The organism is Kineococcus rugosus (genome assembly GCF_050871975.1).
In the GTDB taxonomy this organism is placed as follows: Bacteria; Actinomycetota; Actinomycetes; order Actinomycetales; family Kineococcaceae; genus Kineococcus.
Genome location: NZ_JBJLSJ010000001.1, coordinates 14,111 through 28,564, shown reverse-complemented (window position 1 = coordinate 28,564; position 14,454 = coordinate 14,111). Strand labels below are relative to the sequence as shown.

Annotated in this window: 17 protein-coding genes, 1 pseudogene and 1 riboswitch; of the genes and pseudogenes, 13 read left to right on the top strand and 5 right to left on the bottom strand. The window is 76.9% G+C overall.

Annotation, left to right across the window (positions count from 1 at the left end):
- The first annotated feature begins 80 nt into the window (after positions 1 to 80).
- The gene (locus ACRYM6_RS00150) at positions 81 to 2,009 is read left to right on the top strand and encodes a primosomal protein N' (RefSeq protein ID WP_432540361.1); all 1,929 of its coding nucleotides are present in this window, start codon (positions 81 to 83) and stop codon (positions 2,007 to 2,009) included.
- 20 nt (positions 2,010 to 2,029) lie between these two features.
- On the opposite strand, the gene ACRYM6_RS00145 is transcribed toward ACRYM6_RS00150, so the two are convergent.
- Positions 2,030 to 2,326: a DUF6458 family protein gene (locus ACRYM6_RS00145; RefSeq protein WP_432540360.1), complete on the bottom strand. Its 297-nt coding sequence runs from the start codon at positions 2,324 to 2,326 to the stop codon at positions 2,030 to 2,032.
- A 226-nt stretch (positions 2,327 to 2,552) separates the two neighbouring features.
- Between ACRYM6_RS00145 and def the strand changes: the two genes are divergently transcribed.
- From def to ACRYM6_RS00120, 5 genes are all read left to right on the top strand, one after another.
- Positions 2,553 to 3,098 (top strand): peptide deformylase, encoded by a 546-nt coding sequence (gene def / locus ACRYM6_RS00140; protein ID WP_432540359.1) that lies wholly within the window; start codon positions 2,553 to 2,555, stop codon positions 3,096 to 3,098.
- Positions 3,098 to 4,018, top strand: coding sequence for a methionyl-tRNA formyltransferase (fmt, locus tag ACRYM6_RS00135; protein ID WP_432540358.1), 921 nt, complete (start codon positions 3,098 to 3,100; stop codon positions 4,016 to 4,018). The genes def and fmt overlap by 1 nt, the downstream gene beginning before the upstream one ends.
- Positions 4,015 to 5,466: an RsmB/NOP family class I SAM-dependent RNA methyltransferase gene (locus ACRYM6_RS00130; RefSeq protein ID WP_432540357.1), complete on the top strand. Its 1,452-nt coding sequence runs from the start codon at positions 4,015 to 4,017 to the stop codon at positions 5,464 to 5,466. The genes fmt and ACRYM6_RS00130 overlap by 4 nt, the downstream gene beginning before the upstream one ends.
- An 84-nt stretch (positions 5,467 to 5,550) precedes the next feature.
- A complete protein-coding gene (locus ACRYM6_RS00125; RefSeq protein WP_432540356.1) occupies positions 5,551 to 6,327 on the top strand; it encodes an isocitrate lyase/PEP mutase family protein in 777 nt (258 codons plus the stop codon).
- 78 nt (positions 6,328 to 6,405) lie between these two features.
- Entirely contained in the window at positions 6,406 to 7,449 is a 1,044-nt protein-coding gene (locus tag ACRYM6_RS00120; protein ID WP_432540355.1) for an alpha-hydroxy acid oxidase, read from the top strand.
- Between the two features lie 4 nt (positions 7,450 to 7,453).
- Here ACRYM6_RS00120 and ACRYM6_RS00115 read toward each other — a convergent pair whose 3' ends face one another.
- Both ACRYM6_RS00115 and ACRYM6_RS00110 read right to left on the bottom strand, forming a co-directional pair.
- On the bottom strand, positions 7,454 to 7,858 hold the full coding sequence (locus ACRYM6_RS00115; RefSeq protein ID WP_432540354.1) for a type II toxin-antitoxin system death-on-curing family toxin: 405 nt from the start codon (positions 7,856 to 7,858) through the stop codon (positions 7,454 to 7,456).
- Entirely contained in the window at positions 7,855 to 8,106 is a 252-nt protein-coding gene (locus ACRYM6_RS00110; protein ID WP_432540353.1) for a hypothetical protein, read from the bottom strand. The genes ACRYM6_RS00115 and ACRYM6_RS00110 overlap by 4 nt, the downstream gene beginning before the upstream one ends.
- A 64-nt stretch (positions 8,107 to 8,170) precedes the next feature.
- Between ACRYM6_RS00110 and rpe the strand changes: the two genes are divergently transcribed.
- The 7 genes and pseudogenes from rpe to ACRYM6_RS00075 all read left to right on the top strand — a co-directional run bounded on the left by rpe (position 8,171) and on the right by ACRYM6_RS00075 (position 12,613).
- The gene (gene rpe, locus ACRYM6_RS00105; RefSeq protein WP_432540352.1) at positions 8,171 to 8,842 is read left to right on the top strand and encodes a ribulose-phosphate 3-epimerase; all 672 of its coding nucleotides are present in this window, start codon (positions 8,171 to 8,173) and stop codon (positions 8,840 to 8,842) included.
- 53 nt (positions 8,843 to 8,895) lie between these two features.
- Positions 8,896 to 9,022: riboswitch (FMN riboswitch) on the top strand.
- Positions 9,023 to 9,218: 196 nt separating this feature from the next.
- A complete protein-coding gene (locus ACRYM6_RS00100) occupies positions 9,219 to 9,863 on the top strand; it encodes a riboflavin synthase (protein WP_432540351.1) in 645 nt (214 codons plus the stop codon).
- Positions 9,860 to 10,459, top strand: a pseudogene (gene ribB / locus ACRYM6_RS00095) (3,4-dihydroxy-2-butanone-4-phosphate synthase); the annotation flags it as partial. The gene ACRYM6_RS00100 and the pseudogene ribB, both read left to right, overlap by 4 nt.
- A 32-nt stretch (positions 10,460 to 10,491) precedes the next feature.
- Positions 10,492 to 10,974 carry a 6,7-dimethyl-8-ribityllumazine synthase gene (gene ribH, locus ACRYM6_RS00090; RefSeq protein ID WP_432540350.1) on the top strand — a complete coding sequence of 161 codons (483 nt, stop codon included), beginning with the start codon at positions 10,492 to 10,494 and terminating at the stop codon, positions 10,972 to 10,974.
- Between the two features lie 64 nt (positions 10,975 to 11,038).
- Complete coding sequence (locus ACRYM6_RS00085; RefSeq protein WP_432515297.1) at positions 11,039 to 11,302, top strand: phosphoribosyl-ATP diphosphatase; 264 nt, start codon at positions 11,039 to 11,041, stop codon at positions 11,300 to 11,302.
- 16 nt (positions 11,303 to 11,318) lie between these two features.
- Positions 11,319 to 12,176 carry an ATP phosphoribosyltransferase gene (gene hisG, locus ACRYM6_RS00080; RefSeq protein ID WP_432540349.1) on the top strand — a complete coding sequence of 286 codons (858 nt, stop codon included), beginning with the start codon at positions 11,319 to 11,321 and terminating at the stop codon, positions 12,174 to 12,176.
- The gene (locus ACRYM6_RS00075; protein WP_432540348.1) at positions 12,173 to 12,613 is read left to right on the top strand and encodes a PH domain-containing protein; all 441 of its coding nucleotides are present in this window, start codon (positions 12,173 to 12,175) and stop codon (positions 12,611 to 12,613) included. The genes hisG and ACRYM6_RS00075 overlap by 4 nt, the downstream gene beginning before the upstream one ends.
- On the opposite strand, the gene ACRYM6_RS00070 is transcribed toward ACRYM6_RS00075, so the two are convergent.
- A complete protein-coding gene (locus ACRYM6_RS00070) occupies positions 12,610 to 13,179 on the bottom strand; it encodes a nucleoside/nucleotide kinase family protein (protein ID WP_432540347.1) in 570 nt (189 codons plus the stop codon). The two genes, ACRYM6_RS00075 and ACRYM6_RS00070, sit on opposite strands and share 4 nt — an antisense overlap.
- Positions 13,170 to 14,453: a GNAT family N-acetyltransferase gene (locus ACRYM6_RS00065; RefSeq protein ID WP_432540346.1), complete on the bottom strand. Its 1,284-nt coding sequence runs from the start codon at positions 14,451 to 14,453 to the stop codon at positions 13,170 to 13,172. The genes ACRYM6_RS00070 and ACRYM6_RS00065 overlap by 10 nt, the downstream gene beginning before the upstream one ends.
- Between the last annotated feature and the right edge of the window lies 1 nt (position 14,454).

The following is a 14,454-nucleotide window of genomic DNA, read 5'->3' as shown; positions in this document are numbered from 1 at the left end:
GCCTGCCCACCCCGCCGAAGAAGCCGGCGCGCCGGAAGAAGGCGCCGGAGGACGTCACCACGACCGACCCGGTCGCGCGGGTGCTGGTCAGCTCCCAGCTGCCGCACCTGGACCGGCCCTTCGACTACCTCGTCCCGGCCTCGATGGAGCACACCGCCGAACCGGGCCGGCTGGTCCGCGTCCCCTTCGCCGGGACCGACGCCGAGGGCTACGTCCTGGAGCGGCTCGCCGCCAGCGACCACACCGGGCGCCTCGCCCGGCTGCGGCGGGTCGTCTCCGGGCTGCCCGTCCTGACGCCCTCGACCCTCCAGCTGTGCCGGCTCGTGGCCGCCGAGTACGGCGGGACGCTGTCCGACGTCGTCCGCCTCGCCGTGCCCGGCCGGCACGCCGGCGCCGAGGAGTCGGTGCTGCGGGCCGACCCGGCCGTCCACGAGCCCGTCGACCTCGGGCCGGACCTGCACGGCTGGGAGCGGCACAGCGCCGGCCCGGCCTTCCTCGGGCACGTGCGCGAGGGGTCCTCCCCGCGGGCGGTGGCCACCTTCGCCCCCGGCACCGACCCCTCCGCCCTGCTGGCCCTCGCCGCCCGCGCCACCCTCGCGTCGGGGCGCACGGCGCTGCTCGTCGTGCCCGACCACCGCGACCTCGACCGGCTCTCGGCCGCCCTGGACCGGCTGGTCCCCTCCGGGCACGTCCGGCTGGAGGCCGACGTCGGGCCCGCCGCGCGGTACCGCGCCTTCCTGGAGGCGCTCACCGGCCGGGCCCGCGTGGTGGCCGGGACGCGCGCGGCCGTGTTCGCCCCGCTGCCGAACCTCGGGCTGATCGCCGTCCTGGAGGACGGCGACGACTCCCACGCCGACCAGCGCGCCCCGTACCCGCACGTGCGCGAGGTCGCGGTGCTGCGCGCCGAGCAGACCGGGGCGGCGGCGCTGTTCGCGGGCTGGACCCGCACGGCCGAGACGCAGCTGCTGCTGGAGTCGGGGTGGGCGCGGCCGGTGCTGGCCACCCGCGACGTCGTGCGCGCGACCGCGCCGCGCATCGCGATCGCCGGCACCTCCGGGCCCGACGCCCAGGACCCGCTGGCCGCCGCGGCGCGCCTGCCCAGCGACGGCTGGCGGGTGCTGCGCCAGGCCCTGGGGCGCGGACCGGTCCTCGTGCAGGTCCCGCGCACCGGGTACGTGCCCACGCTGGCGTGCCAGACGTGCCGCGAACCGGCCCGCTGCCCCTCCTGCCACGGGCCGCTGGCCGTCCCCGACGCCGGCGAGCGCGCCACCTGCCGCTGGTGCGGGCGGCCCGCCACCGACTGGTCCTGCCCGAACTGCCACGACACCCGGCTGCGGGCCGTGGTCACCGGCGCCCGCCGCACCGCCGAGGAGCTGGGCCGCGCCTTCCCCGGCGTCGACGTCCGCACCTCCGGCGGCTCGCACGTGCTGGACGCCGTGGGCCCGGGCCCGGCCCTGGTCATCGCCACCCCCGGCGCCGAACCGGTCGCCGCGTCCGGGTACGCCGCGGCGCTGCTGCTGGACGGGTGGGCGCTGCTGGCCCGCCCGGACCTGCGGGCGGCCGAGGAGGCGTACCGCCGCTGGACCGCCGCGGCGGCCCTGGTGCGGCCCGCCGCGGACGGGGGGTCGGTGTTCCTCGTCGCCGACCCGCAGGCCGCCCCCGCCCAGGCCCTGGTCCGCTGGGACCCCGCCGGGTTCGCCGAGCGCGAGCTCGCCCAGCGCCGCGAGCTGGACCTGCCCCCGGCGGCCCGCTTCGCCGGGCTCATCGGGGTCGCCGCCGACGTCGAGGAGTTCGTGGCCGCGCTGCCGCCGCTGCCCGGCGCGCGGGTCCTGGGGCCGCTGCCGGTGCCCGACCAGCCGGGCCGGGCGCCGATGGTCCGCAGCGTCGTCCGGGTCCCGCGCAGCGAGTCCGCCGCCCTGGCCCTGGCCGTCAAGAACGTCACCGCCGGGCGCAGCGTGCGCAAGCTGCCGCTCGTGCGGGTCCGCGTGGACCCCCTCCAGATCGGCTGACGCGGCTCCGCGGGGGGAGGTCAGGACTCCCGGGCCGGGCGGGGGACGGGCCGGAACTCGCGGGTGTCCCACGGGGCGAGGGACGGGGAGACGCGCGCCGGCGCCACGCGGGCGGGGGCGGGCTGCGCCGTGGACCGGGCCCGCAGCGCGCGGTCGCGGGCGCGCCGGCCGGCGACGTCGAGCAGGGTCGCCGCCACCGCCACGAGCATGAGGATCCAGCCGACGGTCCCCAGGTCGACGACGTCCAGGTCGACGTGGACGGCGAAGGCCAGGACGGCGCCGGCGGTGAACAGGAGGCGGTGGTTCGCGAGGGGCACGGGCCGAGCCTCCGCCGCGCCGCCGCGGCCGCGGGAGCCGGTTCACCCGGGCGTCCGAGCCGGCTCCTCCGCCCGGGTCAGCGTCGGGACGGTGCGCGAGCAGTCGTGACGGACGGTGGCTGCCGTCCGGCGGGGAGGTCCCCGCCGGTGGATCGCCGCGACGGGGCCGCGGGCTCCCGGACGTAGGATCGAGGGCGCACACCGCCCACCACCAGCAGGGAGCACCGTGGCGATCCAGCCGATCCGACTCTTCGGGGACCCCGTGCTGCGCCAGCGCGCGGCGGAGGTCACGACCTTCGACAAGGAGCTGCGCCAGCTCGTCAAGGACCTCGAGGACACGATGCTCGCCGCGCCCGGCGCCGGTCTGGCCGCCCCCCAGCTCGGGGTCTCCCTGCGCGTGTTCACCTACCACGCCGACGGTGAGCTCGGGCACCTCGTCAACCCCGTCCTGGACCTGTCCGAGGAGTGCCAGGAGGGCGACGAGGGCTGCCTGTCGTTCCCCGGCATCGTCGCCGACACCCGCCGGTCCCTGCACGTGGTGGCCAAGGGGTTCGACATGCACGGCGAACCGGTCACCATCAGCGGGTCGGAGTTCAAGGCGCGCGCGATCCAGCACGAGACCGACCACCTCGACGGGGTGCTGTTCATCGACCGGCTCGACAAGGCCCAGCGCAAGCTCGCGCTGAAGGCCGTCCGCGAGGCGGAGTGGCTCGGGCTGGACACCCCGCAGGTCAAGGTCTCCCCGCACGCCACCTTCGGTCAGGCGAGGTAGTGCGCCTCGTCGTCGCCGGCACCCCCGACGTCGCCGTCGCCTCGCTGGACGCGCTGCTGGCCAGCCGGCACGAGGTCGTCGCCGTCCTGACCCGCCCCGACGCCGCCGCCGGGCGCGGCCGCCGCAGCACCGCCTCACCCGTCGCGCAGCGCGCCCGGGAGGCCGGCCTGCCGGTGCTGCAGCCGGCGAGGCCGCGGGGGGAGGACTTCCTCGCGGCCCTGCGGGCGCTGGAACCGGACGCCTGCCCCGTCGTGGCCTACGGCGCGCTGGTGCCCCGCGAGGCCCTGGCCGTCCCGCGGTTCGGCTGGCTCAACCTGCACTTCTCGCTGCTGCCCGCCTGGCGCGGTGCCGCGCCCGTGCAGCGGGCCGTCATGAACGGCGACGACGTCACCGGCGCGTGCGTCTTCGAGCTTGAGGAGGGCCTGGACACCGGGCCCGTCTACGCCCGCCTCACCGAGCCGGTCGGCCCGGCCGACACCGCCGGCGACCTGCTCGGCCGGCTGGCCGCGTCCGGGGCCGACCTGCTGGTCTCGGTCCTGGACGCGCTGGAGGACGGCACGGCGGTCAAGACCGCCCAGCCCGCCGAGGGGGTCAGCCTGGCCCCGAAGATCACCGTCGAGGAGGCCCGGGTCGACTGGACCGCGACGGCCCGCGAGGTCGACCGGCGGGTGCGCGGCTGCACGCCGGACCCGGGGGCGTGGACCACGTTCCGCGGCGAGCGCTTCAAGCTCGCCCCGGTGACCCCCGTCGAGGAGGACCTGCCCGCGGGCCGGATCGTGGTGGGCAGGAAGCGCGTGCTGGTCGGGACCGGTGCCGGCTCGGTCGAGCTCGGCCGGGTCCAGCCCGCGGGCAAGAAGCTGATGGGCGCGACCGACTGGGCGCGCGGGACCCGGCCGGAGCCGGGGGAGGAGTTCTCGTGACGGGCCGCAACATCCCCGGGCAGACAACGGCGCGCCGCGGGGTGAAGCAGGACCGCTTCACCCGCGTCGACGAGTCCCGCAAGACCGCCTACGAGGTGCTGCGCGCGGTGTCCACCGAGGACGCCTACGCCAACCTCGTGCTGCCGAAGCTGTTGCGGACCAAGCGGCTGAACGGCCGCGACGCCGGGTTCGCGACGGAACTGGCCTACGGCGTCCTGCGCGGGCGGGGCACCTACGACGCGCTGCTGGCCACCCTGGTCGACCGGCCGCTGGCCGACCTCGACGCCGGGGTCGCCGACGTCCTGCGCATGGGCCTGCACCAGCTCCTGGCGATGCGGGTGCCCGACCACGCGGCCGTCGCGACGAGCGTGGCGCTGGCCCGCAACGTCCTCGGCGGGGGCCCGTCGGGCCTGGTCAACGCGGTCCTGCGCAAGGCCTCCGGCCGCGACCTCGACACCTGGGTCGCCGAGGTGGCGCCGGGCGAGGGCGACGACGACCTCGCCGTGCGCTTCTCCCACCCGCAGTGGGTGATCCGCAGCCTGCGGGAGGCCCTGCGCGCCCACGGGCACGACCCGGCCGAGCTGCCCGACCTGCTGCGCGCCGACAACACCCCCGCGCACGTCGCGCTCACCGCGCTGCCCGGCCTCGCCGCGGTCGAGGACCTCCTCGGCCGCGACGCCCACCTCGAGATCGGCACCGGGCGCTGGGCGCCGACCGCCGCCCACGTCGTGCACGGCGACCCCGGCAAGCTCGCCGCCGTCCGCGAGGGTCGGGTCCGCGTCCAGGACGAGGGCTCGCAGGTCGTCGCGCTGCTGCTGGCCGCCGCCGACGTCGAGGGCCGCGACGAGCGCTGGCTGGACCTGTGCGCCGGGCCGGGCGGCAAGGCCGCGCTGCTGGCCGCCACCGGCGCCGGTCGCGGGGCGCGGCTGACGGCCGTCGAGGTGGCCGCCCACCGCGCCGAGCTGGTCCGGCAGTCCCTGTCCGCCGTCCCCGGCGGCGTCGACGTCCGCGTCGGCGACGGCCGCGAGGTCGGCGCCGCCGAGCCCGCGGCCTACGACCGCGTCCTGGTCGACGCGCCGTGCACCGGCCTGGGCGCGCTGCGCCGCCGGCCCGAGGCGCGCTGGCGGCGGACCCCGGCCGACCTGGGCGGCCTGGCCCCGTTGCAGCGCGAGCTGCTGGGCTCGGCCCTGAGCGCCGTGCGCCCCGGCGGCGTCGTCGCCTACGCCACGTGCTCCCCGGTCCTGTCCGAGACCCGCCTGGTCGTGGACGACGCCGTGAAGGCCGCCGCCCGGGCCGGGGTGGGCGTCGAGCGCCTCGACACCCCCGCGGTCCTGGAGCGGGTCGTGCCGGGGATGCCCGCGGCCGCCGCCGGCACGGCCGTGCAGCTGTGGCCGCACACCCACGGCACCGACGCGATGCACGTGGCCCTGCTGCGCCGCACCAGCTGACCCGCCACCGGGGACCGGCGTCGCGGGGGCGGTGGCAGCGGGGCGGCGGTGACAGCGGGGGGCGGGCGTGAGAGGTTCACCCCCGTGAACTCCGCTGAGAAGGCCGCACGCCTGCGGCAGCTGCACGCCGACCCCGAGCTGCTCGTCCTCGTCAACGTCTGGGACGCCGTGTCGGCGACCGTCGTGGCCGGTGAGCCGCAGACGAAGGCGCTGGCGACCGCCGGGCACTCCATCGCCGCCACCTTCGGCTACGGCGACGGCGAGCAGGTCCCGCTCGACCTGGCCCTGTCGCTGGTCGGGCGCATCGTCGTCGCCGCCGGGGACCTGCCCGTCAGCGCCGACCTCGACGGCGGCTTCGGCGACGCCGGCGAGACCGTGCGCAAGGCCATCGGCGTCGGCGTCGTGGGCGCCAACGTCGAGGACCAGCTGCGGCCGCTGGCCGAGTCCGTGGCCCGCGTCGAGGCGATCGTCGCCGCCGGGGAGGCCGAGGGCGTCCCGTTCGTCCTCAACGCCCGCACCGACGCCTTCGTGCGCGGCGGCGACCGGCCCCGCGACGTGGTCCTCGCCGACGCCGTCGAGCGCGGGAAGGCCTACCTGGACGCCGGGGCGACCAGCGTGTTCGTGCCCGGCCCCCTCGACGAGGACGCCGTGCAGCAGCTCGTGGCCGCGTTCGGCCCGCAGAAGCTGTCCGTCATCGGGTTCCCGGGGGTCCCGGCGCAGAGCCGGCTCGCCGAGCTCGGCGTCGCGCGCATCACCTACGGCCCGCTCACCCAGCGCGTGGCCCTCACCGCGCTGCAGGACGCCGCCCGCGGGATCTACGCCGGTGGCGGGATCCCGGAGGGCACCCGGCCGCTGAACTGACGCGGCCACCCCGGACCTTGGTCCCGACGGGGGACGAAGGGGCCCGGGGGAGCCGGCCGGTGGGCGAGGATGAGGTCCGTGACCTGGATCGAGGACCTCGCCCGCCGCGCCGACGCCGAACTGCCGGACTACGTGTCCGCCTACTACCACTCCTCCGCCGGTGACGGCTCCTGCGACCGCGAGGGCATCGCGGACTGGAACGCCTACCGGATGCGCCCGACCGTGCTGCGCGACGCCTCGGCCCAGGACCTCACCACCGAGGTGCTCGGCACCACCGTCGCCGCGCCGGTGCTCGTGGCGCCGATGGCCCAGCAGGTCGGCGCCCGCCCCGAGGGGGAGGTGCTCACCGCGCAGGGCGCGGCCAAGGCGGGCACCCTGCTCGGCGTCTCCACCAACACCGGCGCCCGGTTCGAGGACATCGCGGCCCAGGGCGCGCCCTGGTGGTACCAGGTGTACGTCGCCCGCGACCGGGAGGCCACCCGCCTGCTCGTCGAGCGGGCCGCCTCGGCCGGGGCCCGGGCGCTGATCCTGACCGTGGACACCACCCCGCTGGGCCGGGAGGTCCCGGCGATCGACCCGCGCAACTGGCCCGCCGGGCCCCGCAAGAACCGCACCGCCAACCTCACCGCCGCCGAGCTGGAGCGCTTCGGCACCGACACCGACATGGCGCTGGACCTGACGCCGGACACGATCGGCTGGCTCGCGGAGGTCTCCGGCCTGCCCGTGCTGTGCAAGGGCGTCCTGACCGCCCGCGACGCCCGCCGCTGCGTCGACGCCGGCGCCGAGGGGATCATCGTCTCCACCCACGGCGGCCGCCGCCTCGGCAACTCCGTGACGTCGGCGTTCGCGCTGCCGGAGATCGTCGCCGAGGTCGGCGGGGAGGTCGAGGTGCACGTCGACTCCGGTGTCCGCGGCGGGGCCCAGGCCGCGGTGGCGCTGGCGCTGGGGGCCAAGGCCGTCCACGTCGGCCGGCCCGTGATGTGGGGGCTGGCCGCCGACGGCGCCGAGGGGGTCGCGGCCGTCCTGGACACCTACCAGGCCGAGCTGGTCACCACGCTGCGGCAGATGGGCCTGGGGTCGGTCCGGGACCTGCGCCCGAGCGACGTCGTCGCCCGCCGCTGAGCCCTCAGTCCCCGCCCAGGCCCCGGTCGACCAGGGCCAGCAACCGGGCCGCGATCTCCGGGACGTCGTCCAGGGAACCCTGCGCGACGTCCCGGGTCAGCGCCAGCCCCGCGCGCGGGGACGTCGCCCCCACCCCGGTCCCGTTGAGGTGCAGCATCGCGAGCGCCGCCAGCAGGGCCGTGCGCTCGTTGCCGTCGACGAGCGGGCGCGTGCGCACGATGGAGTGCAGCAGCGCCGCGGCCTTGCGCGGCAGGTCGGGGTAGGCGTCCGCGCCGAGGACCTGCAGCTGCGGCCGCTGGACCGCCAGCGCCAGCAGCCCGGCGTCGCGGACGTCGTAGGGGCCGTCGGGGAAGATCCGGGTGAACCGGACGACGTCGCCGACCGTCAGGTAGCGGGTCGGGAGGATCACGCGCCCTGGGCCGTGACGTCCTCGACGGCGGGCCAGTCCTCCACGAGGGAGTCGAACAGGTCGCGGTTCTCCGCGTAGATGGCGCGCGCGATGTCCTGCACGTCGGCGCGGTCGGCCTCGTCGGCCTTCTCCAGCAGCCCCTCGAACAGCCGTTGCCGCGAGACCCCCGGGTTCCGCGACTGCAGCCGTTCCAGCATCGAGCGGTGCTCGGGGTCCAGGCGGAGGGTGAACGCGGAGACCTGGGACATGACGTCACCGTACACCAGTGGTTCGCCGTGACGTCAGAACCCGGGGGGACGGTACTGTCACCGCGTGCCGCACCCTCGTGAACCCCGCGTCAACCCCAGCATCCTGTCCGCCGACTTCGCCAACCTCCAGGCCGAGCTCGCCCGGATCGCCACCGCCGACGCCGCCCACGTCGACGTCATGGACGGGCACTTCGTGCCCAACCTCACCCTCGGGCTGCCCGTCGTCGAGGCCCTGCAGAAGGTCTCCCCGGTGCCGCTGGACTGCCACCTCATGATCGAGGACCCCGACCGCTGGGCCCCGGCGTACGCCGAGGCCGGGGCCGCCGGCGTCACCTTCCACGCCGAGGCCGCCGCCGCCCCCGTCAAGCTCGCCCGCGAGATCCGCGCCGCCGGCGGCCGCGCCGGGATCGCGCTGCGGCCCGCCACCCCCGTCGAGCCCTACGTCGACCTGCTCGCCGAGTTCGACATGGTCCTCGTCATGACCGTCGAGCCCGGGTTCGGCGGCCAGAGCTTCCTCGACGTCACCCTCCCCAAGATCCGCCGCACCCGCGCCGCCATCGGCGACCTCGACATCCGCCTGCAGGTCGACGGCGGCGTCTCGGTCGACACCGTCGAGCGCGCCGCCGCCGCCGGCGCCGACGTCTTCGTCGCCGGGTCGGCCGTCTACGGCGCGCAGGACGCCGCCGCGGCCATCGAGGAGCTGCGGACGCTGGCGGGACGGGCCTGCGGCCACTGAGCCCGCCCACCGGCCCGCGTGGCACACTGGCCGGTACAGCAAGACCGCACGACACGCGTGCTCCGGGGTCGGTGCAATTCCGAACCGGCGGTGACAGTCCGCGAGCCCCCACCTCGGTGGGCGGTTGATCCGGTGGAACTCCGGGGCCGACGGTGAGAGTCCGGATGGGAGGCAGCGCGCGGCGTCGTCGTCGTGCGCCGTCGTCGTCCCCGCCGCGGGACGCGGCCGGCTCCCGTCGTCGACGCCCGGGTCGACGGTCCCGCCGTGGTGCGCCCACCTGCGCGTGGGCGACCCGCCGGGCCCGTCGCCGACGCCTCCCCGCACGTCTCCCCGGAGCCCGCTGACCCAGCGTCGGCACCGTTCGAGGAGGCAGTTCGTGTTCACCGGGATCGTCGAGGAGATCGGCGAGATCGTCGCCGTGGAGCCGGGGGCGGAGTCGGCCCGCCTGACCGTGCGGGGGCCCGTCGTCGTCTCCGACGCCGTGCACGGGGCCTCCATCGCCGTCGACGGGGTCTGCCTGACCGTCGTCGACCAGCCCGCACCGGGCACCTTCACCGTCGACGTCATGCAGGAGTCGCTGCGGCGCAGCTCCCTGCGCGACGTGGCCGTCGGGCGGCGGGTCAACCTCGAACGCGCGCTGCCCGCCGGCGGCCGCCTCGGCGGGCACGTCGTCCAGGGCCACGTCGACGGCACCGGGACGCTGCTGACCCGCACGCCGGGGGACGCGTGGGAGGTGGTGCGCTTCGCCGTGCCCGCCGACCTGGCCCGCTACGTCGTGGAGAAGGGCTCCATCACGATCGACGGGACCTCCCTGACCGTCTCGGCCGTCAGCGCCCCCGCCGACCCCGAGCCCTGGCTGGAGGTCTCCCTCATCCCCACGACCCTCGAGCTGACCGTCCTGGGCACCAAGCAGCCGGGCGCCACGGTGAACCTGGAGGTCGACGTCCTGGCCAAGTACGTCGAGCGGCTGCAGGCCTTCGCCGTGCCGGCGGCCCCCGCCGGGCAGGGGGTGCGGGCGTGAGCGTCGCCACCGCGCGCACCGTCGAGGCGGCGCTCGCGGCGCTGCGGGCCGGGCGGCCGGTCCTGGTCACCGACGCCGCCGACCGCGAGAACGAGGGCGACGCCGTCCTCGCCGCCGAGCTGGCCACCCCCGAGTGGATCGGCTGGACCGTGCGGCACACCTCCGGGATGCTCTGCGCCCCGATGCCCGCCGACCGCGCCGACGCCCTGCAGCTGCCGCGGATGGTCGAGCGCAACGAGGACACCCTGCGCACCGACTACACCGTCAGCTGCGACGCCGCGGCGGGCGTGACGACCGGCATCTCCGCCGCCGACCGCGCCCGCACCGCCCGGGTCCTGGCCGACCCGGCCTCCGCGCCCGCCGACCTGGTCCGCCCCGGGCACGTCTTCCCGCTGCGCGCGCGGCCCGGCGGCGTCCTGGAACGCCCCGGCCACACCGAGGCCGCCGTCGACCTGTGCCGGCTCGCCGGGCTGGCTCCCGTCGCGATCATCGCCGAGCTCGTCGAGGACGAGGGATCGATGTCACGCTGGGACCAGGTCGTCGCCCTGGGTGAGCGCTACGACCTGCCCGTGCTGACGATCGAGGACCTGCGGGCGCACCTGTCCGCACCGGCTGGAGGAGGTAACGCGTGAGCGGGGACGGAAGCCCGGAGATCAGCGTCGACGGCACGGGGCTGCGCGTCGCGGTCGTCGCGGCGCGCTGGCACGCCGAGGTCATGGACGGCCTGCTCGAGGGGGCCCGGCGGGCGCTGGCCGCCTCCGGGGTCACCGACGTCGTGGAGGTGCGGGTCCCGGGGGCCTTCGAGCTGCCGGTCGCCGCCGCGCGGCTCGCCGCCGCCGGCTTCGACGCCGTCGTGACGCTGGCCGTCGTGATCCGCGGTGGCACGCCGCACTTCGAGTACGTCTGCGACGCCGCGACCTCCGGCCTGACCCAGGTCGCCGTCGGCACCGGGGTCCCGATCGGCTTCGGGGTGCTGACCGTCGACAACGAGGCGCAGGCCCTGCACCGCGCCGGGCTGCGCGGCTCGCGCGAGGACAAGGGCGCCGAGGCGGTGCTGGCCGCGCTGGAGACCGTGGTGGCGCTGCGCGAGGTCGCCCCCCGCCGCGGCTGAGCGCGGCCGAGCCCGCGGAGGCGGTGGTCGGGCCGGCCGGCCCGACCGCCTAGACTCCGTGCCCGTGAAGACCTTCGACGCCCTGTTCGCCGAACTGAGCGACAAGGCGCTGACCCGGCCCACGGGCTCGCGGACGGTGCTGGAACTGGACGCCGGCGTCCATGCCATCGGCAAGAAGGTCGTCGAGGAGGCCGCCGAGGTGTGGATGGCCGCCGAGCACGAGTCGGGGGAGCGGACCGCCGAGGAGATCTCGCAACTGCTGTACCACCTGCAGGTGCTGATGATCTCCCGCGGTCTGACCCTCGACGACGTGTACTCCCACCTCTGAGCCCCGGAGCCCCGACGTGCCCACCCCGCAGATCCGCATCGCCGTCCCCAACAAGGGGTCCCTGTCCGAGGCCGCGTCCGCCATGCTGCGCGAGGCCGGGTACAACCAGCGCCGCGAGGCCAAGGAACTCATCCTCGACGACCCGGCCAACTCCGCCCAGTTCGTCTTCCTGCGCCCGCGCGACATCGCCCTGTACGTCGGCTCGGGCACCCTCGACGCCGGCATCACCGGCCGCGACCTGCTGCTGGACTCCCGCGCCCCGGCCGACGAGATCCTGCCGCTCGGCTTCGCGCGCAGCACCTTCCGCTTCGCCGGCCGCCCCGGCGTCGCGGGCGGCGTGACCGACCTCGAGGGCCGCCGCATCGCCACCAGCTACTCCGGGCTGCTGGCCAAGCACCTCGCCGACCACGGCGTGACCGCCGACATCGTCCACCTCGACGGGGCCGTGGAGACCGCCGTGGCGCTGGGCATCGCCGACGTCATCGCCGACGTCGTCGAGACCGGCACGACGCTGCGCGCGGCCGGGCTGGAGATCTTCGGCGAGCCGATCATGACGTCCGAGGCGACGCTGGTGCGCCGCGCCGGCGCCGAGCCCGACCCGGCCGTCGACGTCCTCGTGCGCCGGCTGCAGGGCGTGCTGGTCGCCCGCCAGTACGTGATCGTCGACTACGACTGCCCCCGCGCGCTCGTCGAGCGGGCCTTCGCGATCACCCCGGGGCTGGAGTCCCCGACGGTCTCCCCGCTGGCCAACGAGGACTGGGTCGCCGTGCGGGCCATGGTCCGCAGCGCCGAGACCAACCGCGTCATGGACGAGCTCTACGACCTCGGCGCCCGCGGGATCCTCGTCACCAGCATCCACGCCTGCCGCCTGTGAACGCCGTCCAGGACGCGGACTTCCGTCCCCGGCGCGCGCGCGTCGTCGGCTTCGGCTTCGCGATCGGCATCACCGTGGTCATGGTCGGCATGTCGATCGGGCTCTCCCTCGCCCCCGACTCGGGGTGGGGTGGGCAGGACACCGTCTCGGCCGTGCTGTTCACCGCCCTGCTCGTCGGGGTGCTCCTGCGGATCGTGACGGTGCACGCCAGGGTCACCGAGGCGGGCCTGGTGGTCCGCAACGTGGTCTTCACCCGCACCGTCGAGTGGGGCGAGGTCGTCGCCGTCCGCTTCGGCGGGGCCGACCCCTGGCTGACCCTCGACCTCGACGACGGGGAGAACCTCGCCGTCATGGCCGTGCAGCGCGCCGACGGCGACCGCGCCCGCGCCGAGGCGCTGCGGCTGGCCCGGCTCGTCGAGGACCGTTCCCGCCGCTAGGACCAGGCGGGCTCGGTGCCCACCGCCGTCCCGGAGGTGAACCGCACGTCGGGCCGCACCGGGCAGCGGGCGAACAGCCGGTCCTCCTGCGCGGCCCAGTCGTCCCAGTGCGGGGCGAAGGTCGCCCCGTCGCGGGTCAGGGCGCGGTCGCGGCGCACGTCCGGGTCGGCGACCAGCTCCACGAGCAGGTCGACCGGTCCGGCGCAGCCCGCGCCGACCCCCTCGACCACGACGAGCCCGGTGGTCGGCAGCGGCACCCAGCGGGTGTAGGCGCCCCGGTCCCAGTCCCAGACGGGCTGCGTCGCGGGCCGGCCGGTGCGCAACCGCGCCAGCAGCCCGCGCAGCAGGTCGACCGCCGCGTCCAGCCCGGACCAGCCGGGGTAGAGGTCGTCCAGGTGCACGACCGTCGCGCCCGTCCGCGCGGCCAGCGCCGCCGCCAGCTCCGTCTTGCCCGACCCCGACCGCCCCTCGACCGCGACGACCGCGGGACCGGCCGCCGGGGCCGGAACGGCCGCCAGCAGGGCCAGGACCTCCTCGACGACGCCCGTGGTGGTGCTCAGAACCACGTGGGGCACCACGGCTGCTCGGGGGTCGCCATCAGCGCGGTGAGCGCGAAGGCCGCCGCGGCGGTGCCCCGCAGGCGCCCGGCCGCGTGCAGCGCCACGGCCGAGGTCCCGCCCAGCAGCAGCGACGACAGGTCGCCCACCGGCAGCACGACGTCCGGGACGTCGCCGGTCGCGGTGACCTCCGCGCGCGCCCACCCGTCGGCGTCGCGGTGCTGCGCCGCGACGTCCAGCCGGACCGTCGCCGCGGCCAGGCCCAGGGGGTCGACGACCTCCAGGACGAGCGTCCCGGAGCCCAGGTAGCGGCGGGCGGTCAGCGCCGCGGGGACGTCCAGCACCCGCAGCCACAGGAAGTCGTCGACCGGGCCGGTCTGCACCGCGCGCGGGTCCACCAGCAGGTGCGGCAGCAGGTCGTCGACGGGACGGTCCCGGGCCCGGGTCGTGCGCACCAGGTCCAGGGACGTCAGGAACCCCCACAGCGCCCGGTAGGCCGCCGGGTCCGTCGCGCACAGGTCCCGGACGTGGACCGTGCCGTTCGGCACCCGCCCCACCGACTCGTCGACGACGTCGTAGGCGACGTACCCGTCGGGCGCGCCCCGCTCGTCGCGGTGCAGCACGACCTGCCCGCGCGGGCCCACCCAGCGGCCCTCGCCGCGGCGGCCGGCGGCCTCCCACCACGCCGCGTCGCGGTCCAGGCCCCCCGGGCGCCGGCGGCGGGCCTCGTCGTGGACCGCGGCGAGCTCGGCGGTCCGCCCGGCCGGCACGAACTCGAGGGAGCCCGCCGCGACCGGGGCGTCGGGCCGGAACGCGACCCGGGAGTTCTCCACGACCAGGCTCGTCGCCCGGGTCGCCGGGCCGAAGCCGAAGCGGCCGTAGATGGGCGCCTCGGCCGCGATGAGCGCGGCGAGGGCGTGCCCCTCGCGCCGGGCCCGCTCCAGGTCGGCCGTCAGCATCCGCGACAGCAGCCCGCGGCGGCGGTGCGTCGGCAGGACGGTCGCGGTGGACACCGCGTCGACGCCGACGGGCCCCGCGCCGGGCACGGTGACCTCGGCGTCGAAGGTGCGCAGCGTCGCCACCACGCGCTCCTGCCCGCCGACGGTGTCGTGCACGGCCGTCAGCCGGTGCCCGGCCAGCGCCCGCTGCCGCTCCTCGAGGAACTCGTCGGTGGGGGCGGCCTCGAGGAAGGAGGCCCGGCTCGGCACGGACCAGGCCCGCAGCGCCTCCCGGTCCTGCGGGTCGACCCGCCCCACGCGCAGCCCGGTGTCAGAGGTCCCCACG

Bases quoted from the DNA above. Each gene is read 5' to 3' on its own strand.
- ACRYM6_RS00110 (WP_432540353.1), bottom strand. From the start codon at position 8,106: ATGTCCCAGGTCTCCGCGTTCACCCTCCGCCTGGACCCCGAGCACCGC.